This is a genomic window from Gramella sp. KN1008 (assembly GCF_004332155.1).
Lineage (GTDB): Bacteria > Bacteroidota > Bacteroidia > Flavobacteriales > Flavobacteriaceae > Christiangramia.
In genome coordinates, this window is the sequence record NZ_SJDV01000001.1 from 236,570 (window position 1) to 262,175 (window position 25,606).

Here is a 25,606-nt window from a genome sequence, read left to right on the forward strand (position 1 = left end):
TGGTAATTGACAATGTATAATTAATACAATTGAATATGAATTATTACATACTATTTTACGAACTAACAGAGAACTATCTTCAGGAAAGAGGACAGTATCGTGCAGAACATCTGGGACTAGCCAAAGAAGCAGCTGAGAAAGGAGAGCTGGTTTTGGGAGGCGCCTTGGACAATCCTGCAGATGAAGCGGTTCTTGTCTTTCGGGGAGTGGATGAAAGTGTTGCGAGTAATTTTGCGGAAAATGATCCTTATGTGAAAAACGGACTGATCAAGGAATGGAAAGTAAGGAAATGGAATGCGGTTGTGGGGAGTAAGTTTGAAAATTATTGAAACCGGATCTTCATTTTTAAAGATTCCTCAACTCTGCTCGGATTGACAGTCTTGAGCAAAGCATGAAGATTTCTAAACTACGTCATGCTGAACTTGTTTCAGTACTTATTGTAGACCCTGAATCAATTCCGATAGCCATCGAGAAAAGCAGTCTCTTTGCCCGGAATAACCTCTGGAAGAAACCTTTGATCCGGTTTGACATAGGGGTCATTTCGGGCAGTGGGAGAAATCTGTGTGAAATGGAATTCTCAGGTCTATACCCTCCTTCGGAATAAACTCTCGACTGAGCCAGTGCCGAGCGCAGCCGAAGTACTCGAGGTGACATTGGAAATCGTACTTCTAACTTCGTCCTTCTCAGTTCTTACTTCGGTTTATTCCGCTTTGACCACCACCGGCATTTTAAAGACGGTGGAAACGGGGATTCCACGTTTGCTGGCAGGGTAGATCTTTGGAAGAGAGTCTATGCTCTGGTGTAGCCATTTTTCAATGTCTGGCAGCTGGTTGGTTACCGTGGTGTCTATTTTTACCGAATCAATCTGTGGCTTTCCCTCTTTAGTGATCTCAAGGTAAATAAAAAGAGTGTCGTTGATGCTTTCGGTCACTACCGGTTGCTGACTCGCAAGAAAAGAATAGATTGTGCGGGCTATCTTGTTTTCAAAACAATTCTTGGCAGCTGCCAGTTCGGTCTGGTTCTTACATTCTTCAAATGCAGGGTATTCATCTACCTCTTTCCAGTTCAAGGAACGGCTTTCCTGCTCTAAAACCTCTTCTGAAGAGATCTTTTTAGTTTCAAAATTGCAGGAAGCGATGATAAGAATTAGTACAGGAAGTAAAGATTTTCTCATTGACAATCCGCTTACGGATTTCAAAAATAGTGAAATATAGCAGCTTAGGAAAAAATACTATTCAGAAAGGTGGATCTCCTTTTTTAATTCGCTTATTCTGTATTCTGCCATGGCTATCATCTGTGCATTACCTATAGTCTCATATTTATCCAGGTAACTATGGTAATAACTAAGTACAGATCTTTTATCTTCAAAATAGGCATCTGCAGCAATTGCTCTTTCCAGTAGTGCTCTTTCATTTTCCGGGTTTTCTTCCAGTGCCTTTTCGAAATATTCCATCGCCTTTTTGTAATCTTTCTGATCCTTATAAGTAAGTCCAAGACTTAAGAATTCTGCATCAACCGGCTGCTTTTTGATCAGAATAGACATTAGTAAATGCTGCTCTGCTTTTTCGAGATCTCCCGTTTGGTTATAGATCTTTCCCAGGTTATAATGGGTTGCGCTGTTTCTGTCTTCTATCTCCAGAGACTTTTTGAAATTTTCGGCAGCTTTGGCGAGATCATCCATGCGGTAATAGGCAAACCCGAGCTTGTCATATATAAAGGCCGATTCCTGGCCTAAGCCCAGTAGTTTTTCATAGACGGGGATCGCCTTTTTGTACTGGCTTGAGGCGGAATATGCCTGTCCCAGTACCGATAATAACGAGACGTTATTTGGTTTGGTTTCCAGGCCTAGATTACTTAGTTCAATGGCGTTACTGAACTGCTTTCTCTTTAGTTGTGTTTTAACGATCTTATATATTGCTGCCTGATGAGTTGAATCAAGCGCAATAGCCCGGTAATAGAAATACTCAGCCATTTTATCATGTTGTTTCTCTTTGATGAGTCCCATTCGATATCTGAAATTGGCATTATCGGGATACTTTACTATAAGATCATTAAAAAGACTGTCAGCTTTATTTAGCCTGCCGGCTTCGATCAACAGCTCCCCATAATCAATAGCAGTAAGGATACGATGTGGGTTTTTTGCAAGTACTTTTGTATAGCTCTCCAAAGCTTCGTCAGTCAATCCTTCTGCCCGTTGATTTTTAGCGAGTTTTAAATAGACTTTGTCAGTCTTTGGATGGATATCCTCAAGAAGTCGAATAGCCTCTTTCTGTTTTCCCACTGCAGAAAGGCTGTCTGCCAGGTTAATCGTTTCCTCCTGGGCGAGCGTGAGGCAGGTTTGAAATAATAAGACAATAATTAAAATACCTGGTTTTAGGTTGCTCATGTTTCTAATTCTTAAATAAAGTAAGGTCAAAATATTATTTTGACCTTACCGGTTAGTGAATTATGACCTTTTTATTTAATTCGGATATTTCGTCTTTCCGCATTGAGCGAACTGGAAATCTTTTGTTAAGCCAATCTTTTGAGTTTTGGCAAATTCAGTGACCAGTTCGGAATATTTTTTTCTTTGCGAAGCACTAATACCTTCATTCAGCATCTTGAAAAAGTAACTGTGAATACTTCCGTCCGGGTTAAAATAGAACTTATGGACGATCATTATTTCAGAATCTTCCACCTGCCATTCAAAATCATTTTCCTGCAGATACTGTCCAATATTCTGATGTAGCTCGGTCCAGGACGCTATGACTTTATCCATTTCATTTTTAGAAATCTCGGGATTCAATAGGTTAGGATGATCCTTATCCAGGTTGAGTTGTTCGTATTGGGAAAATTCCGTTCTGTCCTCGTAGTCGAAAACCCTGATATCTGTCGTGTTTTGAGATATTCCCTGCCAGTACATGAGGCTGATGAAAAGGAATGTGAGTATATATTTAAATTTCATTTGTTTCGGTTTGGGTTATACATTTATTATTCAGAAACCTTGAAGACAATCGGAAGGGAATACATCACGCTTACTTTTTCTCCACGGTGAATTCCAGGTTCCATTTGCGGAAGATTGCCAATTACTCTTTCAGCTTCTTTTTCAAGTTCAGGATGTGGCGCACGTGCCTTGATATCAGCTATGGTGCCGGTTTCGTCAATTCTGAATTGAACTACCACACGGTTGATTCCGGTTAATCCAAGTTTTTTACCTAAAGAGGTATCAAAGTTCTTGTTCACGAAGTTTGCTATTTCTGTTGAAGTACATTTTTTTCGGTCTTCGCGATCCAGATCTGAGCATTCCGGAAAAGAAGGGGTCATATCACTAGCGGCGTAAGGGACAATTTTTAGTGGTTCCTCGACCTGTTTCTTAGGGGTTGAAACTTTCCCGTCTGTACGTTCTATCCGGATCTCCATCTCACCGGTAGCCTGATCTTTGCTGTAAATTAAAATTTTCTCCTGGCCTTTTATTTTTAATCCGGCATATGCATCACTATTCTTAAGGGTGGTGAGGGCCTCTTCAATTTCCAGGAGCTCTTCATCGGTGCGGTTTGAAAGATCATTTACCTCTACCATTAAAAAACTTTCCCCGGTTAGGGTTGAAACTTGTTGTTCGGTTTCTTTTTCTGAACAGGCCACATATGTTAACATAGCCAGCATTAAGGGAATGATGATTAGAAATTTGAATTTTGAAACAGTTCCTGATTTGTTTTTCTGTAACATGATGATTCGTTTTTTGATTAATGAATGATTGAAAAATTGATTCGTAAATGAGATATTACTCGTATCGAATGCTGTATTAAGCAATTGCTCGAAATATTGTTTCCTGCCTGACTTTTTCACGGTGTCTTCATCTGCGATGTATTCATGAAGGGTGGCGAGCCTGGATTGGAATAAATAGATAAGCGGGTTGAACCAGAAAGCTATCTTCATGAATTCGAAGATCATAAGGTCTACCCCGTGTTTCTCATGTAAGTGTACCATTTCATGGTTGATGATCTGTTCCCTTTCTTTTTCAGAAAGGTTTTCACCTATATATAAACGGTCAGAATAAGTAAAGGCCGCTTTAGAATCAGGAATCTCATAAATGTGGAAGTATTTATTATAGACAGGCCTGCTGTTCCTCGATATCTTTTCAAGTCGGTAAAACTTATAAAGAAAAATACCCAAAGCTATAGCTGCTCCAATAAGATAGAGGATAAGCCACCAGTTTAAACCGGAATCTGTACCTGAGGCTATTACGTTAGTTTGAGCTGTTTTTTCTCCGCCGATAAACACCTCGGGCAGCCATATAACCGTTTTGTCAGATATATTCTGAAAGACCACGGCAGGAGTGGTTTCCTGTAAACTTTTAATTCTGATAAATGGAATTAAAAAAGAAATTACGGGAGTTGCCAGTAAATAGATACGGTTAAGGTTGAAAAAAGTCTCTTTTTGTAGCCAGAATTCATAAATAAGTAAGAATGCTAGCTGAAAGAATATTACCTGTAAAATATAGTCAAATATCATTTCTTCTCTTCTTTATTTATTTCCTTCATTATACTTTCAAGGTCTTTCATGCTCATATCGTTCTTTTTCATGAAGAATGAAACCATACTCTTAAAAGAACCATTGAAATAATTGTTCATAAGCTGGTTGATGCTCTGGTTGCTATAGGTTTCCTTTTCGAGTACCGGGAAGTATATGTAGCCCTTTCCTTCCTGACGATGACTTACAAAACCTTTACTCTCCAGTATTCTTACTATTGTAGAAACAGTATTGTATGCTGGTTTCGGCGTCGGCATCTCCTTAATAATTCCCGCTACATTCGCTTCTTTGAGATCCCATAAGATCTGCATGATCTCTTCTTCGGCCTTTGTGAGTTGTTTCATAATGATGAATTTGTCAGCTAATATAAACTAAATAATTAGTTTAAACTAATATTTTAGTTAAAAAATAAAGATTAAGTTGTTTATCTTCGTCACGAATCTGAAATTAGAATTTCTTTTTCAACATCTTGTTATGGTAATTAAGGAACAGGCTGACTTGTATCACTTTAAAAATTATAAATGGAAGTAATTCTTTTTATTATCGCCGGATTGTTTATGCTACTTGGAATTGCTGGAAGTATTCTTCCGGTATTACCAGGTGTGCCCCTTAGCTGGATAGGTTTGCTGATCTTTTATCTTATTCCTGGGATAGGTGTCAATTATCTATTTCTTGGGATCACCCTGGGGGTTACCATTCTTATATATATACTGGATCTTATTGTCCCTGCCCTTGGGACAAAGAAATTCGGCGGTAGCCGAAAAGGAATGATTGGAGCCACGATAGGTCTGATAATCGGGATCTTTGCACCGTTTCCATTTGCGATACTGATTTGTCCATTCCTGGGAGCTTTTATAGGGGAGATCCTGAATAAAAGTGATTCCCGAACTGCAGGGAAGGCGGCATTCGGGTCTTTTATAGGGCTTCTGGCTTCCAGCTTTATGGAATTCATTGTTACTTTTGCCTTCCTTATCTTATTTCTTTACCAATTCTGGAGCTATAAAGAGATCATATTTTAGGAATTATTCATACAGATCTTCAAGATCTGCTTCATGTAATTCCTGAAGAAACCCGGCTATCATCTCTGTGGCCTTATTAAAGAACCTTTGGCCTTTTTCTGCCGTTGCAGCCTTTGGATTGCCTACTCCTGTGTCGTCCGTAACCCTGGTCCATTCTCGTTGAGCACTTACCCAGCCATCTTTTAGGCCTTTCAGTTTATAGGTCCTTGCTTTTCCGTCACCGGCTTCCTCAAGGGGGAGGCATAGTTCCGGTCTCAAATGCATTACGGCGGCTGTTTCAAGTTCGCCGGCATGATCTCCCGGTTCATCAAAATATTCTTTTGAATTTTCAACCTGCCACCAGTTAAGTGTGCAAACAAAAACCCTGGGAAATTCAAGGCTTAGCTCTCTGATCATTTGTTTGAAATTATTCCCTCCATGAGCATTAACAATAACTAATTTATGTATGTTATGATGATCCAGAACCTGAACCACATCTTTTAGCACTGCATACTGGGTGCTTGGATTCATGTTCATGCATAACTTTACATCCAGCTGGCCAGTATTGACTCCAAAAGGAATTGTGGGGAGAACTATTGGTCTTGCATTGTTGTTCCATGCAATTTGGGCTGCGCGAATAGCCGATTCTTCTCCCAGTATATTATCTGTAGCGTACGGGAGGTGATAATTATGCGCCTCGGTCGCACCCCACGGCAATACCGCTACAGTGTAGTTTTGTTCTTTTACCTCTTTCCAATTAGTGTCTGCCAGTACATATGGTCTTATTGCTTTCTTCATGTCCCTGTTTTTTAAACTGATCTAAAAATAAGGAAGTTTGAGAGATTTAGGTAGCCCCGTTAATAATCTTATTTTTGCATAAATTCTTTGAAATGCTCGATTTTATTGTAGTGGGTGCAGCGCAGGCCGGTCTGGCCATGGCTTATTACCTTAATAAACTTAATAAGGATTACCTGGTGGTAGATAAGGAGGCCAAGATTGGGGCTTCGTGGTTAAACCGATGGGATTCCCTTACTTTGTTTACTCCCTCTGAATTCAATAACATGCCGGGAATGGTCTTTCCGGCAGAAAAAGGGCACTATCCTTCAAAGACCGAAGTTGCCGATTATTTTAAAGAGTATGTTGCCAAATTTAATATTCCAGTCCAGCTTAATACGTTTATTGAAAATATCTCTCAAGAAGGTGACCACTTTATTCTGAAAAGTCCCCAGGGGGAGCTCAGAGCAAAAAATGTGGTGATAGCTACAGGGCCATTTCATATTCCATATACACCGCCTTTTTCAAAGAAAATAGATCAAAGTATTTTTCAGATACATAGTAATTACTACAAAAACCCTGCGCAATTACAGGAAGGAAAGACGATGGTAGTTGGGGCCGGAGATAGTGGATTTCAGATCCTGGATGAGGTTTCCCAAGGGGATCGCGAAGTTTATTTTTCAGGAACTACTAATGTGAAAGTCCTTCCGCAGGAGATATTAGGAAAAACATTGTGGTGGTGGTTCACTAAAATCGGTTTTCTTAGTTTTAGCCGGGATACCTGGCTTGGAAGGAGGTTAAGTAGATCAAGACAGCCAGTGATAGGTACAGATGTGAAAGCGATTTTAAATAGGCCTAATGTTGAAGCGGTAGGTAAGACTAAAAATGCTGAAGGAAAAATCGTGGTGACAGAAAAGAAAAGACTAACTGATCTTAGAAATATCATATGGGCTACAGGATACCGACCTAATTTTAACTGGATAGAAGGCCAGGAACTATCAAAAGATGGATATCCCAAACATTATAGGGGAGTAAGTAATATTGAGGGTTTATATTTTATAGGTCTACCATGGTTACATACCAGAGGTTCTGCCACTCTTGGAGGAATAAAAAAAGACGCACAGTACTTATACAGCTACATTAAAACCCATTCGAATAACAGTTAAAATGCTGACTATGTGATTGGTAATTAACATTTATTGTGTAAATTTATTAAGGTATAGGTTAAAACTATACCTTTTTTATTTATTGAATATATGTATGCGATGCGTTCGATTTTAAATCATATCATGATTTTCATTGTGTGGATAGGTTTTACTGAAACAGTTCGGGCACAGTTCTATCAGACCACTTCTGCTTCGGTGAGATTCTATTCTTCCGCGCCTGTAGAGGATATTGAGGCCATTTCCAAAGAAGGTATTTCGGTTATAAATTCAAAAAATGGTGATATCTCCTTTAAGGTTAAAATGAGATCATTTCGGTTTGAAAAGGCATTAATGCAGGAGCATTTCAATGAGAACTATGTGGAAAGTGAAATATATCCCGATGCTACTTTCAAGGGTAAAAGTATAGGGCCGATAGATACTACATTCGGCAGGACTCAAAAAGTAGTTTTCAAGGGGGTCTTTACTGTGCATGGCGTTAGTAAGGAGCGCGAGCTGCCAGTGATAATAAAGATGAGTGATGACGGCAAAATCATGTCCCTTAGTTCTGAGTTCCGGGTTAAATGTGAAGATCATGATATTAAAATTCCCAAGATCTTATGGGAAAATATCGCAGAAGTAATAGACGTGTATGTCAACGCAGAATATAAAATCATATCAAAATGAAAAGACTATTGCTGATCCTTTTTGTCGCAATGTTTGCATCTGGCTATGCCCAGGATGTAGATAGCATCATGGCAAATCTTTCTGAACAGGAGGATTACAAGGTGCAGGCCACGTTTAAAAGTCCGCGTCTGGTTCTACTCCAGACCAACGAAACTCAGAAGGCTAAAAATCTGGCGTTTTGGGTGGGCCACAGATTTGGTGATATAGGTGGTGAATTTGGGAGTTCACATACCCTCTACGGGCTGGACCTGGCTACTGATCTCTATTTGGGTTTTGATTATGGAATAACAGATGCCCTCACTGTAGGTGCAGGAAGAAGTAAGTTCAACGAGTCTTATAGTGCCCTGGTAAAATACAGGCTACTGTGGCAGGAAGATAAAGGCTTACCCTTTTCGGTTACTTTGTTTGGGCAGAGTAGCTGGATAACCAGAGAGCCATTTTCGAATAACGAATTTAAGGATGAGGGGGATCGAATAAATCATTTGATTCAGGCGATTGTTGCCAGAAAATTCACTCCTGGAATTTCTTTGATGATAAGCCCCGGTTATTTATTCAGGCCTGAGGCTCAGGTACAGGATGCTGGTGATGAGCAGAATTTATTCGCGTTGGGCATAGGTGGGCGTTTCAAGGTTTTGAAACGGGTGTCGATTATTACAGATTACACTTTTGTTAATGGTCTGAGCCGCCCGGACGATCTTGAAACAGAATATCATAATCCTTTTGGGGTTGGGGTGGAAATCGAAACAGGTGGACATGTATTCAGTCTGAATTTTCAAAATTCACGGTACATCACGGCGAACAATTTTATTCCTAATACAACTAAAAGCTGGTCTGATGGTGGGGTGCGGTTCGGATTCGCAATCTCGAGAAATTTCAATTTAGGCCCCAGAGAAAGAGATGATTATTAAAGCTTTACCTAACTAAATATCACAATTATGAAAAGAGGAGAATTTTTAATTTCAGCGGGGAAGGGAGTATTGTTAGTGTGTTCGGGTTCCTGTGTCCTGGCCGGCTGTAGTTCCGGAGATGATGGCGGTAATGAGCCGCCTGGTAATGGAGGGAATGGTCCTTCAACAGTTAGTGTAAGTCTGTCCACTTTAAGTCAGGTGGGGGATCAGACAACTAAGAGTGAGGTTCTCTTTTTCAGGATCGCTGAAGGAGATACAGTTAGTTCATTTGTCGCAACCGAAGCTCTATGTCCGCATCAGGGTGGAACCCTGAAATGGGAGCAGGATAATGGCTATATAGAATGTCAGTTGCATTTTTCACGATATGAACCCGATGGAGATACTATCAGGCAGCCTCAGGGGGCCGAAGGCACTACCAGAGACCTTGTGACTTATTCTCTTACAATTAGTAATGGGAATCTGATTGCTACCATCCCTTGATAGAGTGTTCCTTCATACAGCAAAATTAATTCAGGTTAATTCTGAAAAGGCCTGATATTGGTTTTTTTTAAGATGCGGTCTTTTTACCATTCTGCAATCTTCTCTTACTTTTGCATTTATGATAATAACCGATACTCACACTCATTTATATAGTGAAGCCTTTGAAGATGATCGCGATGAAGTGATTAAAAAGGCGATAGAAAATAACATCAAACGTTTTTTTATTCCGGCTATAGATTCTGAATATACTCAAAGCATGTATGAGCTCGAGAGGAAGTATCCGGATAATGTCTTTTTAATGATGGGGCTTCATCCCACACATGTTAAAGAGAATTTTGAAGAAGAGTTGAAACATGTGGAGGCAGAACTTGAAAAAAGAAGCTTTTACGCGGTAGGAGAGATAGGGATAGATCTCTACTGGGATAAGTCAACTCTGGATATACAGAAAGAAGCTTTTAAAAGGCAGATACGGCTCGCAAAACAATATGAGTTGCCAATTGTTATTCACTGTCGCGAAGCTTTTGACGAGATTTTCGATGTTCTGGAAGCTGAAAAGGACGAGCAGCTTTATGGGATTTTTCATTGTTTTACAGGGAACCAGCAACAGGCCATGCGGGCTCTTTCCTATAATATGAAATTAGGAATAGGTGGCGTGGTGACTTTTAAAAATGGCGGGATAGATAAATTTATGGATCAGATCCCGATTGAAAATATCGTTCTGGAGACCGATGCTCCATATCTTGCGCCTGCACCGTACAGAGGCAAACGTAACGACCCCATCTATATACTTCGGGTGGTTGAAAAACTTGCTAATATATATAGGATTAGTAAAGAGAAGGTTGCAGAAATTACCACTCGTAATTCACGGGAAATTTTCGGAATTTAAAGTAGTTACGCAGAATTTTTGTTCATTTGTTAAAATAATTGGAATATAGGTGCGAAATTTTGATGATATAAGATTTTATAATGATGGAGAGGTGAATGCTGCCCTTCAGGAGTACATTCAGCATCCCATGATCAAGGCTCTGCTTAAGTATACTTTTCCAGATATGGAATACAGTGAGATCCAGGAGGTGGTGATGACCTGCAATTCCATTCAGGAATTCCAGACCAGGATCATTTATCTCACGGTGGACAAGGTGCTTGACAAAACCAGCGAGGGACTCACCGATAATGGATTTGATAAATTAGATTCTTCTGAATCCTACTTCTATATTTCCAATCACCGGGATATTATACTTGATACATCACTTATCAATTATACCCTGTATAATCACGATCTGGTGATGACAGCTTCGGCTATAGGTGATAACCTTGTGCAAAAGCCATTTCTTATGGCCCTTTCCAGGCTTAACAGGAATTTTCTGGTGTTAAGAAACCAATCTCCGCGAGAGATGCTGAAAAGTTCACTGAAACTTTCAGAATATATAAGGTATTTATTGCTGGATGAAGGTCGTTCGGTTTGGATGGCGCAAAGGGAAGGCAGAACTAAAGACGGTAATGATCATACGCAGCAAGGGGTTCTGAAAATGCTGGCTATGGCGAAGGAAAAGACCGATATTCTTGACTATTTCTCCAAAATAAAGATTGTTCCCGTTGCTATCTCCTATGAGTTTGATCCTACTGATATGCTGAAAATGCCCGAGGTGCTTGCAAAGAGAATGAAAGAGGAGTATAAGAAAACCGCTAATGAAGACTTTAATAGTATCATGCAGGGGGCCCTGGGGAGTAAGGGACGAATTCACCTTGCCGCTGGGGATATTCTTACCAAAGCCGATTTTGCGGAAATCAGGAAAAACGATCTGTCAGTCAACGATCAGTTGAAAGAAGTGGCGAATTTGATAGACCGTAGTATCTACCGCAATTATGAATTGTGGCCTGCTAATTATATTGCCTACGATCTTTTGAAGAATGAAGAACGATTCGCCGAATTTTATTCTGAAAAGGAGAAGAGGAAATTTGAACGCCGTATAAGCCGAAGAGTGGATGTGAAGAATCCTCTTGCTCTGAATAGTTATTTATTGATGTATGCGAATCCCGTAATCAATAAAATGTCACTTGATGAAGAATAGGGCGAGGATACTACTTATCTATACGGGCGGAACCATAGGTATGATAAAGGATTATGAGACCGGGGCCCTGAAAGCATTTAATTTTGACGAACTACTTCATAACATACCCGAACTTAATATTCTTGAACATGAGATAGAAACTCTCAGTTTTGATGAGCCTATCGATTCGTCTAATATGAATCCGGTATACTGGCTTAAGATCGCCGGGATCATTGATGAGCAGTACAATAATTATGATGGTTTTGTGGTGCTTCATGGAAGTGATACCATGTCTTATACCGCTTCGGCTCTCAGCTTTATGTTTGAGAATCTTACCAAGCCCATCATATTCACGGGTTCTCAATTGCCTATAGGTGACCTGCGTACCGATGCCAAAGAGAATCTTATTACCAGTATTCAGATAGCCGGACTTCAGAAGAACGGCAAACCTGTGATTTCAGAAGTAGGGCTTTATTTTGAATATAAGCTTTACCGGGCTAACAGAACTACCAAGATCAATGCAGAGCATTTTCAGGCTTTTGCATCCATGAACCATCCGGCCTTAGCCGAGTCTGGGGTATATCTTTCGGTGAATCATAAAGCCTTATGGAAGCCTAATCGCAAACAAAAACGCAAGCTTCATACCGATTTTAATGATGAGATCCTCATCTTAAAGATGTTTCCTGGAATAAGTGAGAGTACTGTGGAGCATATCTTATCTAAAAAGAATCTTCGGGGGGTGGTGCTCGAGACCTATGGCAGTGGAAATGCTCCTAATGATTCGTGGTTCCTTGATTTGCTAAGAGAAAAGATCAAAAATGGGATTAGTGTGGTGAACGTAACTCAGTGCGTGGCCGGTAGTGTTATGATGGGGCAATATGAAACCAGCGTTGGCTTAAAAAGGGTTGGAGTGGTGTCTGGAAAGGATATTACTACAGAGGCTGCTATCTCTAAATTAATGTATCTTCTGGGTAAAGATCTTTCTCCAAAAGTGTTCAGAACAATCTTTGAAACTTCGCTTAGAGGAGAAATGTCATAAAATTAATACCGTCATACTTGACGGGAATGTTTTTTTTTTGTTATTTGCCGCCCCGAAGAGAAACAGAGAGGTGGCCGAGTGGTCGAAGGCGCACGCCTGGAAAGTGTGTATACGTCACAAGCGTATCGAGGGTTCGAATCCCTTCCTCTCTGCTAAGTGTTTTTATTAAAAATAATTTATATCTTTAACCCTTTAACTAATTAAATTAAGACAAACAGTAATGAAAAGATTATTTTCTATTTTGGTAATCGCCGCGATTACGGTTCTTGGGGCCTATAATCTAAAGGCGGCTAATAGCGCGAATACAATGCCAGGAACGATTGTTAACTATGTTCAGGATGACGAAGAAATGGCCGCTGGTGAAGAAGCTGAGGAGGAAGAACTTGGGTTTCATCAGGAGCTTAAGAAACGTTTCATCGAGGGAGGTCCTGCGTTCATGGGAATCGTTCTTTTATGTTTAATTCTTGGACTGGCAATTGCCATAGAGAGAATTATCTTTTTAAACCTTTCTACCACTAATACAAGAAAGCTGGCTCAGAATGTTGAAGATGCTCTTAACAGTGGTGGAATTGAAGCAGCTAAGGAAGTTTGTAGAAATACAAAAGGACCTGTTGCTTCTATCTATTACCAGGGTCTTGATAGAGCCGATGAAAGCATTGAAGCTGCTGAAAAAGCGGTTGTGGCTTACGGAGGTGTTCAAATGGGACAATTGGAAAAGAACGTATCTTGGGTTTCTTTATTTATCGCACTGGCTCCTATGCTTGGGTTCATGGGTACTGTAATCGGGATGATTCAGGCTTTTGACCGTATCGAGGCAGCAGGAGATATGCAGCCATCACTTGTGGCAGGAGGTATTAAAGTAGCACTTCTTACTACAGTATTTGGTTTGATCGTTGCAATTATTCTTCAGATTTTCTACAACTACATTATCGCTAAGATAGACAGTATCGTAAATGATATGGAAGATGCTTCTATCCTTCTTATCGATATGTTAGTAGCTTATAAGAATAAAAAAAGAATCTAAGACACAATAAATTATGACCTTACATAAAGTATTAAAATATCTGGCACTTGTTATAGGTGTGATAGGACTGATCCTTCTGGGAAGGATTATCGCCACCGGTGACGATGCCATTAAAGCCTCGGCAGACCTTCAGGCCAGTCATCTAGATCCGTATATGTGGATCGCATACCTGGTTTTGCTTGCAGTTATTGTATTAGTGGCAATATTTGTGATTGTAGGTTTATTTAGAGGTAGTATTAAGACGACTTTAATTGCAGTTGGCTCATTCGTGGTAATAGTATTTATTGCCTATGCTTTGAGTGATGGTACTGCAAGGGAACTTAAGGACGGTAGTATGCTTTCAGCATCTGGTGATCACTGGGTGGGAGCAGGTTTAATTACCTTCTACATCCTTGCCGGAATTGCCGTAGCATCAATGATATTCTCTGGAATTAAAAAATTGGCTAAATAATTATGGCAAAGAGATCAGCACCGGAAGTGAACGCTGGTTCCATGGCAGATATCGCTTTCCTGCTTTTAATCTTTTTCCTGGTAACCACTACCATTGAAACAGATAGCGGGATTAGTAGAAAGCTGCCACAATGGCAACCAGAAGACGTTGAGCCTCCGGTTATTAAACAACGTAACATCTTTACCGTATTGGTGAATAGTAACAACCAGTTACTAGTAGAAGATGAAGAAATGGAGCTTTCTGAACTACGGGAAGCCGCTGTAGAGTTCTTGGATAACGGAGCGGGAACCGGTGATGAAGCCTGTAGCTTTTGCCAGGGTGCTAAAGATCCGAATTCTTCGGTCAACCCTCAAAAGGCTATTATCTCACTGGTTAATAACCGTGGAACGGAATACGGTACTTATATCGCTGTACAGAACGAACTTGTTGCTGCATACAATCAGCTTAGAGATCGTGAAGCACAACGTATGTATGGGATGACATTCACTCAGATGGAGAAGAATTACAACGATCCAAATTATAATGGTGATAAAGATGCACTAAAGGAAAAGATCGATGTGATTACCGATATGATTCCACAGAAGTTGTCTGAAGCCGAACCTACGAGCTAATTGAGCTTTACAAACCGAAAACGACTTTAAAATTATGTCTAAATTTAAAAAGAAGAAATCTGGAGATCTGCCTGCGATTAGTACGGCGTCTTTGCCTGATATCGTTTTCATGCTTCTGTTTTTCTTTATGGTTGCTACGGTAATGCGTCAGAATACACTGATGGTTGAGAATAAGTTACCGTTCGCCGATCAGGTTGAAAAACTTGATAAGAAGGATTTGATCATGTATATCTATGCAGGAAAACCAAGTCCCAGATATCAGTCTAAATACGGGACTGAAGCCCGTATACAATTAAATGATAAGTTTGCTAGCGTTGAAGAAGTGCAGCAGTTTATATATTCTGAGCGGGAAAGTAAAAGAGAGGAGCTTATTCCTTATCTTACTACCGCACTAAAGGTTGATGAAGAGACCAACATGGGTCTTGTTTCAGATATCAAACAGGAATTAAGAAAGGCTGAAGCTCTCAAAATCAACTACACCACTGTAGTTGGAGATGCGATGCAAAATGTAGAATAATCTTTTCAATTTTATTATATAAAGCATCCTGTTTGGGTAGACCAGACAGGATGTTTTTTTATATTTAGACTCTAGATCTGAGTGCTATGGGCTTGAAAAATCACTTTGCTATCTTTATCGTAATTATACCTTTGTTTATTCAGGCTCAGGAAGAGGATCGGTATAAGATCCCGGATACTGTGCCTTTTACTATAGACAGCCTTTACAGGGAAGATCAGTTCTATGCGGGTTTCAGTTTTAATCTTGTCACTAACAAGCCACCTTCAATTTCCCAGGAAAGTTTTTCCGGCGGGTTGCATCTTGGATTTATAAGAGACTTTCCGCTTAACGAAAGAAGAAACACGGCAGTTGGTCTGGGTATTGGCTGGTCTATAAACAGCTATGGTCATAATCTTTTTATTGGAAAGGATTCCTCTGGAAAAAGCCTGTTTAGAAGTCTTGAGGATAATGAGGATTATGATACTAACCGATTTACCACTCAGCTTGTAGAAGCGCCTATAGAATTCCGCTGGCGTACTTCTACCCCTCAATCATATAAGTTCTGGCGTATCTATGCCGGATTGAGGCTGGGTTATGTGTATCACTTTAGAAGTAACTATAAAGATACAGACACCCAGGTGATCGTTAATGATCTTGATGAACTTAACAGGTTTCGGCTTGGATCTACCTTTACCTTTGGATATAATACTTTTAATTTCCAGTTCTATTATGCACTTAATCCATTCTTCAAGGATGCAGTAGTAGATGAGAGGGAGCTGGGACTGTCTACCCTGAAAATAGGTCTGACATTCTATATTCTGTAAACCAGAGATTGAATGCCAAAAGTTGAGGAATAAGACCGGTGAGCAAACCAAGCACAATTTCCCAGTTGGTATGAGCTTTATGAAAGAGCCTTGATGAAGCCGTGAGTCCCGTTGCAATTATCAGGAAACTTATGGTGTAAATGAAGTAGAGGTGAAAGTAAATGCAAAATCCGGCTACAAACATGAGAAGACCACCCATCCCAACCATATGAAGGCTGAGCTTTATTTTAAACCAGGTGAGCAGATATGCAATCGCTGAAGAGATCAGTATTCCCAGAAAATAGTAATACAACCCCGGATAATTATAGATATTAAGTATCTGAGAGAGAACCATGATGTTTAACATGGTAAAGAAAAAAAGAGGCCATTTACGTTCGTCCACCTGCTCCAGGAAAATTGTATTTACCTTCCCAAGGTTCTTAAGCAGAAAATGAAATACCACCGGGATGAAAATCGTAATAATTGCAATGGCAAGTAGCTTCGCTTTAATTATCTCACCAGGAAAATAACGTGGGATGAACAGGAAGTAAAACAGACTTCCGGCAAAAGGCATCCATAGTGGATGGAACAGGTAGGAGGCAAGCTTAAGGATTAATTTCATTAAATTTCTTTACGTAATCTCGCAACGGGAATATCCAGCTGTTCCCTGTATTTTGCCACTGTTCTACGTGCAATGGGATAGCCTTTTTCCTTGAGTACTTTGGCCAGTTTCTCATCTGTAAGCGGCTTTCTTTTATTTTCCTCTTCAATAGACATCTCAAGTATTTTCTTGATCTCCCTTGTAGAAACGTCCTCGCCCTGGTCATTCTTCATTGATTCGGAGAAGAATTCCTTGATCAGTTTTGTTCCGTAAGGAGTATCCACATATTTTGAATTAGCTACCCGGGAAACGGTTGAGACATCCATTTCAATTTCATCGGCGATATCTTTCAGGATCATGGGCCTTAAATTACGCTCGTCTCCCGTAAGAAAATATTCTTGTTGGTAATTCATGATAGCGCTCATGGTCACCATAAGGGTTTGCTGGCGTTGCTTTATGGCTTCGATAAACCATTTGGCGGCATCCAGTTTCTGTTTGATGAACATTACAGCGTCTTTCTGCGCTTTGGTCTTTTCTTTTGACTCTTTATAGCCTTTCAGCATATTGCTGTAATCCCTGGAGATATGCATTTCAGGCGCATTCCTTCCGTTAAGGCTTAACTGGAGATCCCCATCTTCGATCTTTATGGTGAAATCTGGGATCACATGTTCAACTATACGGGTATTGCCAGAATATGCGCCTCCCGGTTTAGGATTTAAATGTTCTATGACCTCTATTGCATCCCGTAACTCATCTTCGCTGATGTCATGACGGGAAAGCAGTTTTTTATAGTGCTTCTTGCTAAAATGGTCAAAGGAACGCTCAATAATATCTGTTGCCAAAGTCACCTGTTTGGTTGGCTCTTTTCTTTTTAACTGAATAAGCAGGCATTCTTCCAGGCTGCGGGCTCCAACCCCTGCAGGATCCAGCTTTTGTACCTTCTGAAGCACTTTTTCCACCGTTTCCTCATCAGTGTAGACGTTTTGAGTGAAAGCCAGATCGTCAACTATATCCTGAACGCCCCGCCTGATATATCCGCTTTCATCAACGCTACCCACCAGGAATTCTGCTATCTGTTGCTCAGTTTCATTGAACCTGAATGTGCTTAACTGTGTCTTTAGATGCTGGGTAAATGAGGTTCCGGCTGCATATGGCACGCGCTTGTCATCATCATCAGGGCTGTAATTGTTTGTTTGAAGCCGGTAACTGGGAATTTCATCGTCACTCAGATACTCGTCAACATCGATCTCGGTCTCTATAGTCTCGCTATCATAATCATCCTCAGAATTCTCATTGCTCAGGTCATCATATTCGTCTATCCTTTCTTCCTTTCCATCTTCCAGTGCAGGATTTTCCTCGAGTTCCTGCTTGATCCTCTGTTCAAATGCCTGGGTAGGCAGCTGAATGAGTTTCATAAGCTGAATCTGCTGAGGAGACAGCTTCTGAGAAAGTTTAAGATTTAGTTGTTGCTTTAGCATAAATAAACAGCTTCTCTAACAAAAATAAGGAAAATCCAGACCATACTCCCTTTGGCATGCCCCATGATTGTGGTAAAATTTTGTTAATCCACCCTGTTTGATAAAAGGTTCCGCACTTTCTTGGGAAGTCTGATAGCGAAATTCATTTGCTCTTCATTAACTGGATGCGCAAAGGATATCTTTACTGCAAAAAGATAAAGGTTTTTGCTACTAAAGAAATCCTCTGTTTCTTCCTTGCCATAGAGTTTGTCGCCAATTATCGGAGTCTTATTCCTTGCGAGGTGAATCCTTATCTGATGCGTTCTACCTGTTAACGGAATCACTTCTGCCAAAGTATATTTTCGATGTTTTATTTTCAGAATTTCCTGCGGGGAAATTTTAGTGCTGGCATTTTTACCATCTATATCGGAAGAAATCACTTTTGGTTTCGGGATTTCTCCTTTTACCAGAGCGTTATAGGTCTTTTTCACAGCTTTTAATCTGAACGCATCCTGCAAACCTGTAAGGGCGGTTCTGGTCTTGGCACAGAGCAGTATTCCGGAAGTAGGGTTATCCAGCCGGTGGACGGGCAGAGGATACATCAGGGCATCCACCATATGCGAGGGCTTCAGATTAAAAGCCAAGGCATTCTCAATGGTCTTAAAGTAATTGCCGCTGGTAGGATATCCTGAAGGTTTATGGACAACGGCAAGATGTTCATCTTCAAATAGAATATTCAGTTTTAACCTGAAGATCTTTTTTTGGGGAATTTCTTGCTGTAGTAGTTCAATTTTCTGGCCTTCCGCGATCCAGTGGGAAGTATGAGCCTTTTTACCATCGATAAGAAGGAGCCCTTTCTTTATGGCTTTTTTAATTCCGCTGCGGGTACGGATTGAGGAAAAGATGGAAACCGCATATTCCTGCAGTCTGACTTTTTTAGTGACTGCAGGAACAATATGAGTTTCTTTTATTTTCATGTAGAAAATTAACCTTCACAGGTTATAAACTTGTGAAGTCGGTCTTATCTAAAATTCCGCGTTCTGCGGAGTACGGGGGAACGGTATTACATCCCGTATATTTGTCATACCCGTGGTAAACTGTACCAGTCTTTCAAAACCGAGTCCAAAACCACTATGCACGCAGGTCCCGAATTTACGAGTATCCAGATACCACCAGAGTTCCTCTTCAGGAATATCAAGAGCATTCATTTTCTCTTTTAAGACTTCTAAACGCTCCTCACGCTGGCTTCCTCCAACGATCTCTCCAATGCCAGGAAAAAGAATATCCATGGCTCTAACGGTCTTTTCATCCTCATTCAGTCTCATGTAAAAAGCCTTGATGCTGGCGGGATAATCAAAAAGTATCACCGGTGATTTGAAATGCTTCTCAACAAGATATCTTTCATGTTCACTTTGAAGATCGGCGCCCCATTCTTCAATTATATAGTTGAATTTCTTCTTCTTATTTGGCTTTGAATTCTTAAGAATCTCGATAGCCTCAGTATAGCTAACCCTTTTGAAGTTGTTCTCAAGAACGAAATTAAGTTTTTCCAGAAGCCCCATCTCGCTTCTTTCAGCTTTCGGCTTTAATTTGTCTTCATTTGCCTGCCTTTCTGCAAGGAATTCCAGATCCTCCTTACAATGTTTCATCACATATTTCAATACATATTTGATGAATTCTTCCGCAAGGTCCATATTCCCGTCAAGATCACAGAACGCCACTTCCGGCTCTATCATCCAGAATTCGGCTAAATGTCGGGAAGTATTGGAATTTTCAGCCCTGAAGGTAGGACCAAAAGTATAAACCTGTCCGAGACCCATCGCGTATGCTTCAGCTTCCAGCTGACCCGATACGGTTAGGTTGGTTTCTTTTCCAAAGAAATCTTCTTTGTAATTAATGCTGCCATCCTCATTCTTAGGAGGGTTTTGCATATCCAGCGAAGTTACCCTGAACATTTCACCCGCACCTTCGGCATCACTTCCCGTAATAATAGGCGTGTTCACATAATGGAAATTCTTATCCTGAAAGAATTTATGTACGGCAAAAGACAGTTTACTGCGAACTCTCATTACTGCACCAAAAGTATTGGTCCGAACTCTCAGATGTGCCTGTTCACGAAGCTTCTCCATGCTGTGCTTTTTAGGAGAAAGAATGGTGTACTTCACTTCTTCTGGATTGGCATCTCCCAGGATCTCGAGTTCTTCCACTTCGATCTCCACTCTTTGCTGACTTCCCATACTCTCCTTAAGAGTTCCTTTTACGGAAATCGCTGCACCTATATTTATTCTTTTCAGCAGCTCTTCATCGGTATTTTCAAAATCGATAACACACTGAAGGTTTTTCAAGGTAGAACCATCATTAAGGGCTATGAACCTGTTGCTTCTAAAAGAGCGAACCCAACCTTTAACATGGTATTCCTGTAAAAACTGATCACTTTCCAGTATTTCAGCGATTTTTGCTTGTATCATTTAGTCAAAATTTAGAAAAAACAAAGATAGTTTTTAGCCTGAAGCTTACCAAGCAGGCTATTTTATTAAATATTGTTAATTGTTCGGATTATTTTCTTCTATTACCTGCTCATTTTCTTCTTCTTCAATAATGTTCATCGCAGGTTCTTTCAGTACTTTCTTATTGGCGATACTGCGCTCCAGCGATAATAGTAAGGAGGGTAGTAATAGTAGGTTTGCCAGCATGGCGAATAATAAGGTCGCAGAGACAAGACCTCCAAGTGCGACAGTTCCTCCAAAACTACTTATCATGAAAACTGAAAATCCAAAAAATAGCACGATTGAAGTATAGAACATGCTCACACCGGTCTCCCTAAGGGCAGCGTAAACAGATCTTTTTATCTTCCAGTTATTGGCTTTAAGCTCCTGCCGGTATTTGGCCAGAAAGTGGATGGTATCATCCACCGAAATCCCGAAAGCAATACTAAATACCAGAATGGTGGATGGTTTAATGGGGACTCCCAGAAAGCCCATCATTCCTGCTGTAACCAGTAAAGGTAACAGGTTTGGTACAAGTGATATAAGTATCATTCTGAAACTTCTGAACATCCATGCCATGAGCAGAGCGATAAGGAAAATTGCCAGTCCCAGAGAAATTATCAGGTTTCTTACGAGATAGTTGGTACCTTTTTGGAACAAAAGGGCCTTACCGGTAAGAGAGACCTCGTATCTTTCTTCGGGGAAGATCTTATTGATCTGAGGGATGAGATCCTCTTCTATGCTTTCCATTTTTTCTGTTCCCACATCCTGCATGAATGTGGTAATTCGCACATATTGACCTGTAGAATCAACATAAGATTGCATCAAACCTTCCTGGGAGCCCAGGTTCTTAGCATAGGGCATGATGAAATTCCGTTCCTGGGAGGTAGGCAACTGGTAGTATTTGGGATTACCATTGTAGTAAGCCTGTTTTGAATATTTAACCAGTCTGGTCACCGAAAGAGGTTTTGAGAGTTCCGGGATATCCTGAATGAATTGTTCGAGTTCATCGATCCTCTTAAGTGTGGAAAGCTTTAAAACTCCTTTAGGTCGTTTGGTGTCCACAAATATTTCCAGGGGCATCACCCCGTCAAACTCTCTTTCAAAGAACTTTACATCCTTATAGAACTGGGTGCTTTGCGGCATATCTTCCAGAAGACTCCCGGAAATTTTAATGGTATATATCCCAATGATACTCGCTGCGAGTAGGATAACCGAAGAAATATAGATAGCGATCCTGTGGTGCCTTACCATTTTTTCCATCCAATCAACAAAACCGCCGATCCATCTCTTGGTGAGATGTTTAAGGTGCCTGTCTTTTGGAGGTTTAAGGTAACTGTAGATTACCGGAATGATCAAAAGGCTGAGGATAAAGATCGCCAGGATATTTATAGATGCCACTACACCAAATTCACGAAGTAGCTGACTATCTGTTAAGATAAAAGTTGCAAAACCTGAAGCGGTGGTCACATTTGTCATAAGGGTGGCATTTCCAACTTTGGTGATCACTCTTTGAAGCGATTTGGCCTGATTCCCGTGTTTCTTTATCTCCTGCTGATATTTATTGATAAGGAAGATGCAGTTTGGGATTCCTATTACAATAATCAGTGGGGGAATAAGGGCTGTAAGTATGGTGATCTCATAATGCAAAAGCCCAATCACCCCAAACGCCCACATCACACCAATGCATACGGTGAACATGGAGATTAATGTGGCCCTTACCGATCGGAAGAAAAAGAAGAAGATAAGCGAGGTCACAAAGAGAGCAGCAACAATAAACAGCCCGATCTCATCTACAATATTCTGTGAGTTGAGAGTTCGTATATACGGCATCCCCGAAACCCTGACATCTATATCGTATTTTTCTTCAAATTCTTCAATCAGAGGATCGAGCTCTTCCAGCACAAAGATCTTTCTAGCCTTGGTATTAACCAGTTCTTTGTTGAGGTAAAGAGCCGATTGGATGGTATTGGAATGTGAACTGAAAACCAGGTTCTCATAGAAAGGCAGTTCGGTGAAGAGCTTGTTCTCAAACTCTTTCAATTCCAGACTGTCCGGATTCTTTTCCAGAATGGGTTGCATTTCGAAGCGCTTTGGGTCTTCGAATTTTCTTAGTTCCTGAAGACTCGCCGGGGAGATAATATGATCTACCTCCGGATATTCCTGAAGTTTATCGGTGAGCTTATTCCATGCTTGAAATTTCTCCGGAGTAAACAGGGCCGAGTCCCTCACTCCTAAAAGAATAAGATTACCTTCTTCACCAAATTTTTCCAGGAAGTCATTGTATTTGACGTTTACCTCATGATCATCGGGCATCAGGTTTGCTTCGGTATAGGAAAAACGCATGTTCTTCCATTGCGTAGAAAGCAAAAAGGTTGCGATCCCTATCAGAATGATGATGGTGATGCGGTTTCGTAAAATAAGGCGGGCGATGGAGTTCCAGAATCCAAAGCTAAAAATCTTATGCATGGCAGTATTTTAGCGGCGCAAAGTTAAAAAAAGCTCTTGTAAATCGGTTGGTCTTAAGCCACTAATCTTAGCGTATTTATAACTGAAGCTGCAAGGTGAATTTAAATGAGAAGTTTTGTTCAAAGCTCGGCAGGTGATATGCACCATAACGGTAGGCTGCACTTAACCCAAATCCCGCCAGGATCTTATTAAGCTCAATTCCGGCTTCAGAATAGCCGTTTTCCAGCGTATTGAAATTAATATTTTTATGTTGCTCACTGTTGCTGAAATCACCAATGGCATGCCTGGAGATCAAAACCAGTTCAGGCGAAAAACCATCTGCTAATCTGAAAGGTCGCAGTTGGTGCCTTATATGCAGCATTGCCTGGCGATCGCTGTAGAATTCATTGAAATACATGGTTTCAAAACTATTTCTTCCTGCAACCGAAAAACGCCTGAATATCCTTGGCCTGTTGGGGTTATTGGGATACGCATGAAAGGCGTGAGTTAAGGGCAGATCACCAAAACCATAATTACCTTCCAGGATAAATTCAGTTCGGGACTGGTCTAAACGCTTGATTTCGTGCTCTGCTTTCAATCCAAGTCGGGTGAAATTCAGGTCTCCACCAACAGCATTAAATGACTGTTGGATCTGCCCTGTGAACTGGGGAAATCTCTTTTCAACAAGAATATTTTTTTCGGGCGTGCTCAGGAATTTTGAAAAGGGTTGCCAACGGAAGGAGAACGTCCCCAAACTCAGATCATAATCATGGTATTCTGTAGTCCCGTTTAAATAGCTATAATCCTGAATTTGCCAGATCTCTTCACGCCCTATCCTTAACTCTGTATTCAATTTCGGACCTAATTGGTGTTCAAGGCTGGTCCACCAGCTGCGATAGTTAAAGAAATTACTAATGTTCACAAAGCGGGGTTCCAGAATAGAGAAGGTGTTCTGCCCCTTTAGATACTCAAAGGAGGCTATTTCGCGGATATCCCGGGAAAAGGAAAAATTGAGATTTGTTCCATTTCTTTTATTTAGATATATCTGTGTTCCTATTCCATATTTCAGTACTTCATCCTTAAAACCATAGGTTGTATAACCATTCAGGTTGAATTTATCCGAAACACGATCGTTTGTTTTTCCGCCAAATCCGAGTCTTATCCCTTCATAATTATTGAATTTGAATATCTTGCTCAGGTCAAGGTCCCAGAATCCCAAAGGATAATATCCTGAGGCAATAGCACTTTTAATCTCTAATTTTCTTTTTACATTTCCTGCCTTAACCAGGCTGTCTACTTTTTTCCTGGTAGCCACATCCCGTCTTGTGAATCTTTGCTTTCTGTGCTGTTGCCAAAAAAGAGAATCCTGTTTTGCTGCCATTGCAGTGACCTCGATTTCGGCTCCGGGATTCTGAAGCTTATTTTCAAAATCCAGATCAACATTATAATTCCTGGTAACAGATGTAAGGTAAAGATCGTTCGGGATACTTTCAGATCCAAAGACCAGACTTAGAATTCCTTGCTTCTGTTGCACGGTGCCTACAGAAACGGTGCCGCCAAAAACGGCAATTTCCTTCCCTCCTGAGCCAGGCCTTATGGTAGTGGTTTGTTTCGAAGGAAACCAGATATCTTTTTCGGGATAATACTTGTAATCGTGCACAACTTCAAGTCGTACCGCACCAAGTAACTGGGCTTTGGCCTTCTGGATAGCCATACTTAGAGTGTCCAGGTAGAGAATACCCTCCAGACCTGCCACCACCTTCTCACGTTTGGGCTTGAAGTACACTACATAGGCTGGTCGTGTTGCTAAAGTGGTGTCCAGTATTTTATATTCGTAATTCTTCAGCGCATTGGGAGCAAGCGGACCGGCATATTCTGTTTTATAAAGCTGGTAATCATTTTTATAAAGAGAGAAGGGATTCACCTCCATTGCGAGTACATTATATATCGGTTCCTCAAAACCTGCGGTCTGGATCCCTTTCACTATTTCTTTATGCCGGGCTTTTTGCTTCAGATAATAATGCTCAGAACTTTTTTCTGAAAGGTAGGCCCGGCCTTCTTCAATGATGGTTTCAATGGCTGCGGAAGTTGAGTCCACATCGAGTTCTAATTCATCGTATTCATTATCTATGATGAATTTGGTATATGACTTATACGAAAAACCATCCAGGGCTTTTTCAGGATCATTTATTTCCCGCTTTTGGATAGCCTTTTCTATTAGTTTTTTTGCCGGATCGGGGGCAGAGGTGACAACTACAGTGTTTAATCTTTCATAGGAAGGACTGAGCCCTATTTGTACATACCGGGTCGCTTTATTGACGATTGTTTTTACCGGTTTGAAACCAACATAAGAAATTGTGATGGATAGGGTGTCCCGGTTAAGAGGCAGTCTAAAACTACCATCAATATTTGTGAGTATCTGTTGACCCTGGCCAGTGTGGATCTTGGCGTATGGCAGTGGTTTTCTGTTTTCCTTATTGATCACTCTTCCCGGAATAAGGTTCTGTGCCTGTAAATTCAGGCTGCACAGAAAGAGTAATATTAGTAAGGAATTTCGCATTCAGGCTGGTTTTTTGGTCAGGGAATTTAATTAAAATAAAAATGCCGGATCAAATCTGAGTATCTTCAGACTTCAACCGGC

Annotated in this window: 27 protein-coding genes and 1 tRNA gene; 16 read left to right on the forward strand and 12 right to left on the reverse strand. The window is 40.6% G+C overall.

The genetic code is table 11. The features are described from left to right. The first annotated feature begins 35 nt into the window (after window positions 1-35). On the forward strand, window positions 36-329 hold the full coding sequence (locus EZJ28_RS01190; protein WP_131394024.1) for a YciI-like protein: 294 nt from the start codon (window positions 36-38) through the stop codon (window positions 327-329). Between the two features lie 62 nt (window positions 330-391). Continuing rightward, the gene (locus tag EZJ28_RS01195; protein WP_131394026.1) at window positions 392-604 is read left to right on the forward strand and encodes a hypothetical protein; all 213 of its coding nucleotides are present in this window, start codon (window positions 392-394) and stop codon (window positions 602-604) included. Between the two features lie 96 nt (window positions 605-700). Here the strand turns inward: EZJ28_RS01195 and EZJ28_RS01200 are convergent, their stop codons facing one another. The 5 genes from EZJ28_RS01200 to EZJ28_RS01220 form a co-directional block, all read right to left on the reverse strand. Continuing rightward, window positions 701-1,174, reverse strand: a complete 474-nt coding sequence (locus EZJ28_RS01200; RefSeq protein ID WP_131394028.1) for a hypothetical protein — start codon at window positions 1,172-1,174, stop codon at window positions 701-703. 57 nt (window positions 1,175-1,231) lie between these two features. Further along, window positions 1,232-2,386 (reverse strand): tetratricopeptide repeat protein, encoded by a 1,155-nt coding sequence (locus tag EZJ28_RS01205; RefSeq protein ID WP_131394030.1) that lies wholly within the window; start codon window positions 2,384-2,386, stop codon window positions 1,232-1,234. A gap of 75 nt (window positions 2,387-2,461) precedes the next feature. Then, window positions 2,462-2,944: a hypothetical protein gene (locus EZJ28_RS01210; RefSeq protein WP_131394032.1), complete on the reverse strand. Its 483-nt coding sequence runs from the start codon at window positions 2,942-2,944 to the stop codon at window positions 2,462-2,464. A 26-nt stretch (window positions 2,945-2,970) separates the two neighbouring features. Then, entirely contained in the window at window positions 2,971-4,491 is a 1,521-nt protein-coding gene (locus tag EZJ28_RS01215) for a M56 family metallopeptidase (RefSeq protein WP_131394033.1), read from the reverse strand. Further along, window positions 4,488-4,853 carry a BlaI/MecI/CopY family transcriptional regulator gene (locus EZJ28_RS01220; protein ID WP_131394035.1) on the reverse strand — a complete coding sequence of 122 codons (366 nt, stop codon included), beginning with the start codon at window positions 4,851-4,853 and terminating at the stop codon, window positions 4,488-4,490. The genes EZJ28_RS01215 and EZJ28_RS01220 overlap by 4 nt, the downstream gene beginning before the upstream one ends. Window positions 4,854-5,030: 177 nt before the next feature. On the opposite strand from EZJ28_RS01220, the gene EZJ28_RS01225 reads away from it, so the two are divergent. Beyond that, the gene (locus EZJ28_RS01225; protein ID WP_131394037.1) at window positions 5,031-5,528 is read left to right on the forward strand and encodes a DUF456 domain-containing protein; all 498 of its coding nucleotides are present in this window, start codon (window positions 5,031-5,033) and stop codon (window positions 5,526-5,528) included. Window positions 5,529-5,531: 3 nt separating this feature from the next. Here the strand turns inward: EZJ28_RS01225 and EZJ28_RS01230 are convergent, their stop codons facing one another. Next, complete coding sequence (locus EZJ28_RS01230; protein WP_131394039.1) at window positions 5,532-6,305, reverse strand: creatininase family protein; 774 nt, start codon at window positions 6,303-6,305, stop codon at window positions 5,532-5,534. 92 nt (window positions 6,306-6,397) lie between these two features. Between EZJ28_RS01230 and EZJ28_RS01235 the strand changes: the two genes are divergently transcribed. From EZJ28_RS01235 to EZJ28_RS01295, 13 genes are all read left to right on the forward strand, one after another. Beyond that, on the forward strand, window positions 6,398-7,447 hold the full coding sequence (locus tag EZJ28_RS01235) for an NAD(P)/FAD-dependent oxidoreductase (protein ID WP_131394040.1): 1,050 nt from the start codon (window positions 6,398-6,400) through the stop codon (window positions 7,445-7,447). Between the two features lie 123 nt (window positions 7,448-7,570). Further along, entirely contained in the window at window positions 7,571-8,110 is a 540-nt protein-coding gene (locus tag EZJ28_RS01240; protein ID WP_165499012.1) for a YceI family protein, read from the forward strand. After that, a complete protein-coding gene (locus EZJ28_RS01245) occupies window positions 8,107-9,018 on the forward strand; it encodes a DUF5777 family beta-barrel protein (RefSeq protein WP_131394044.1) in 912 nt (303 codons plus the stop codon). The genes EZJ28_RS01240 and EZJ28_RS01245 overlap by 4 nt, the downstream gene beginning before the upstream one ends. A 27-nt stretch (window positions 9,019-9,045) precedes the next feature. Next, the gene (locus tag EZJ28_RS01250; RefSeq protein ID WP_131394045.1) at window positions 9,046-9,498 is read left to right on the forward strand and encodes a ubiquinol-cytochrome c reductase iron-sulfur subunit; all 453 of its coding nucleotides are present in this window, start codon (window positions 9,046-9,048) and stop codon (window positions 9,496-9,498) included. A 118-nt stretch (window positions 9,499-9,616) separates the two neighbouring features. Next, window positions 9,617-10,384, forward strand: a complete 768-nt coding sequence (locus EZJ28_RS01255) for a TatD family hydrolase (RefSeq protein ID WP_131394047.1) — start codon at window positions 9,617-9,619, stop codon at window positions 10,382-10,384. Window positions 10,385-10,433: 49 nt separating this feature from the next. After that, complete coding sequence (locus EZJ28_RS01260; RefSeq protein WP_131394049.1) at window positions 10,434-11,570, forward strand: 1-acyl-sn-glycerol-3-phosphate acyltransferase; 1,137 nt, start codon at window positions 10,434-10,436, stop codon at window positions 11,568-11,570. Then, window positions 11,560-12,588, forward strand: coding sequence for an asparaginase (locus EZJ28_RS01265; protein ID WP_131394052.1), 1,029 nt, complete (start codon window positions 11,560-11,562; stop codon window positions 12,586-12,588). Before EZJ28_RS01260 ends, EZJ28_RS01265 begins: the two co-directional genes overlap by 11 nt. 64 nt (window positions 12,589-12,652) lie before the next feature. Further along, a tRNA-Ser gene (locus EZJ28_RS01270) sits at window positions 12,653-12,740 on the forward strand. Between the two features lie 68 nt (window positions 12,741-12,808). Beyond that, window positions 12,809-13,612, forward strand: coding sequence for a MotA/TolQ/ExbB proton channel family protein (locus EZJ28_RS01275; protein ID WP_131394054.1), 804 nt, complete (start codon window positions 12,809-12,811; stop codon window positions 13,610-13,612). A 13-nt stretch (window positions 13,613-13,625) separates the two neighbouring features. Further along, window positions 13,626-14,063: a hypothetical protein gene (locus EZJ28_RS01280; protein ID WP_131394056.1), complete on the forward strand. Its 438-nt coding sequence runs from the start codon at window positions 13,626-13,628 to the stop codon at window positions 14,061-14,063. Between the two features lie 2 nt (window positions 14,064-14,065). Beyond that, a complete protein-coding gene (locus EZJ28_RS01285; RefSeq protein WP_131394058.1) occupies window positions 14,066-14,674 on the forward strand; it encodes a biopolymer transporter ExbD in 609 nt (202 codons plus the stop codon). 34 nt (window positions 14,675-14,708) lie between these two features. Further along, on the forward strand, window positions 14,709-15,191 hold the full coding sequence (locus EZJ28_RS01290; protein ID WP_131394060.1) for a biopolymer transporter ExbD: 483 nt from the start codon (window positions 14,709-14,711) through the stop codon (window positions 15,189-15,191). An 86-nt stretch (window positions 15,192-15,277) separates the two neighbouring features. Beyond that, on the forward strand, window positions 15,278-15,994 hold the full coding sequence (locus tag EZJ28_RS01295) for a porin family protein (protein ID WP_131394062.1): 717 nt from the start codon (window positions 15,278-15,280) through the stop codon (window positions 15,992-15,994). Here the strand turns inward: EZJ28_RS01295 and EZJ28_RS01300 are convergent. From EZJ28_RS01300 to EZJ28_RS01325, 6 genes are all read right to left on the reverse strand, one after another. After that, entirely contained in the window at window positions 15,957-16,595 is a 639-nt protein-coding gene (locus tag EZJ28_RS01300) for a hypothetical protein (protein ID WP_131394064.1), read from the reverse strand. The genes EZJ28_RS01295 and EZJ28_RS01300 overlap by 38 nt on opposite strands. After that, on the reverse strand, window positions 16,595-18,052 hold the full coding sequence (gene rpoN, locus EZJ28_RS01305; RefSeq protein WP_131394066.1) for an RNA polymerase factor sigma-54: 1,458 nt from the start codon (window positions 18,050-18,052) through the stop codon (window positions 16,595-16,597). The genes EZJ28_RS01300 and rpoN overlap by 1 nt, the downstream gene beginning before the upstream one ends. A gap of 83 nt (window positions 18,053-18,135) precedes the next feature. Continuing rightward, complete coding sequence (locus tag EZJ28_RS01310; RefSeq protein WP_131394068.1) at window positions 18,136-19,008, reverse strand: RluA family pseudouridine synthase; 873 nt, start codon at window positions 19,006-19,008, stop codon at window positions 18,136-18,138. 48 nt (window positions 19,009-19,056) lie between these two features. Further along, window positions 19,057-20,499, reverse strand: coding sequence for an asparagine--tRNA ligase (gene asnS, locus EZJ28_RS01315; RefSeq protein ID WP_131394070.1), 1,443 nt, complete (start codon window positions 20,497-20,499; stop codon window positions 19,057-19,059). Window positions 20,500-20,574: 75 nt separating this feature from the next. Next, entirely contained in the window at window positions 20,575-22,986 is a 2,412-nt protein-coding gene (locus tag EZJ28_RS01320) for an RND family transporter (RefSeq protein WP_131394072.1), read from the reverse strand. Between the two features lie 76 nt (window positions 22,987-23,062). After that, the gene (locus tag EZJ28_RS01325) at window positions 23,063-25,525 is read right to left on the reverse strand and encodes a DUF5686 family protein (RefSeq protein WP_131394074.1); all 2,463 of its coding nucleotides are present in this window, start codon (window positions 25,523-25,525) and stop codon (window positions 23,063-23,065) included. Window positions 25,526-25,606: the final 81 nt, after the last annotated feature.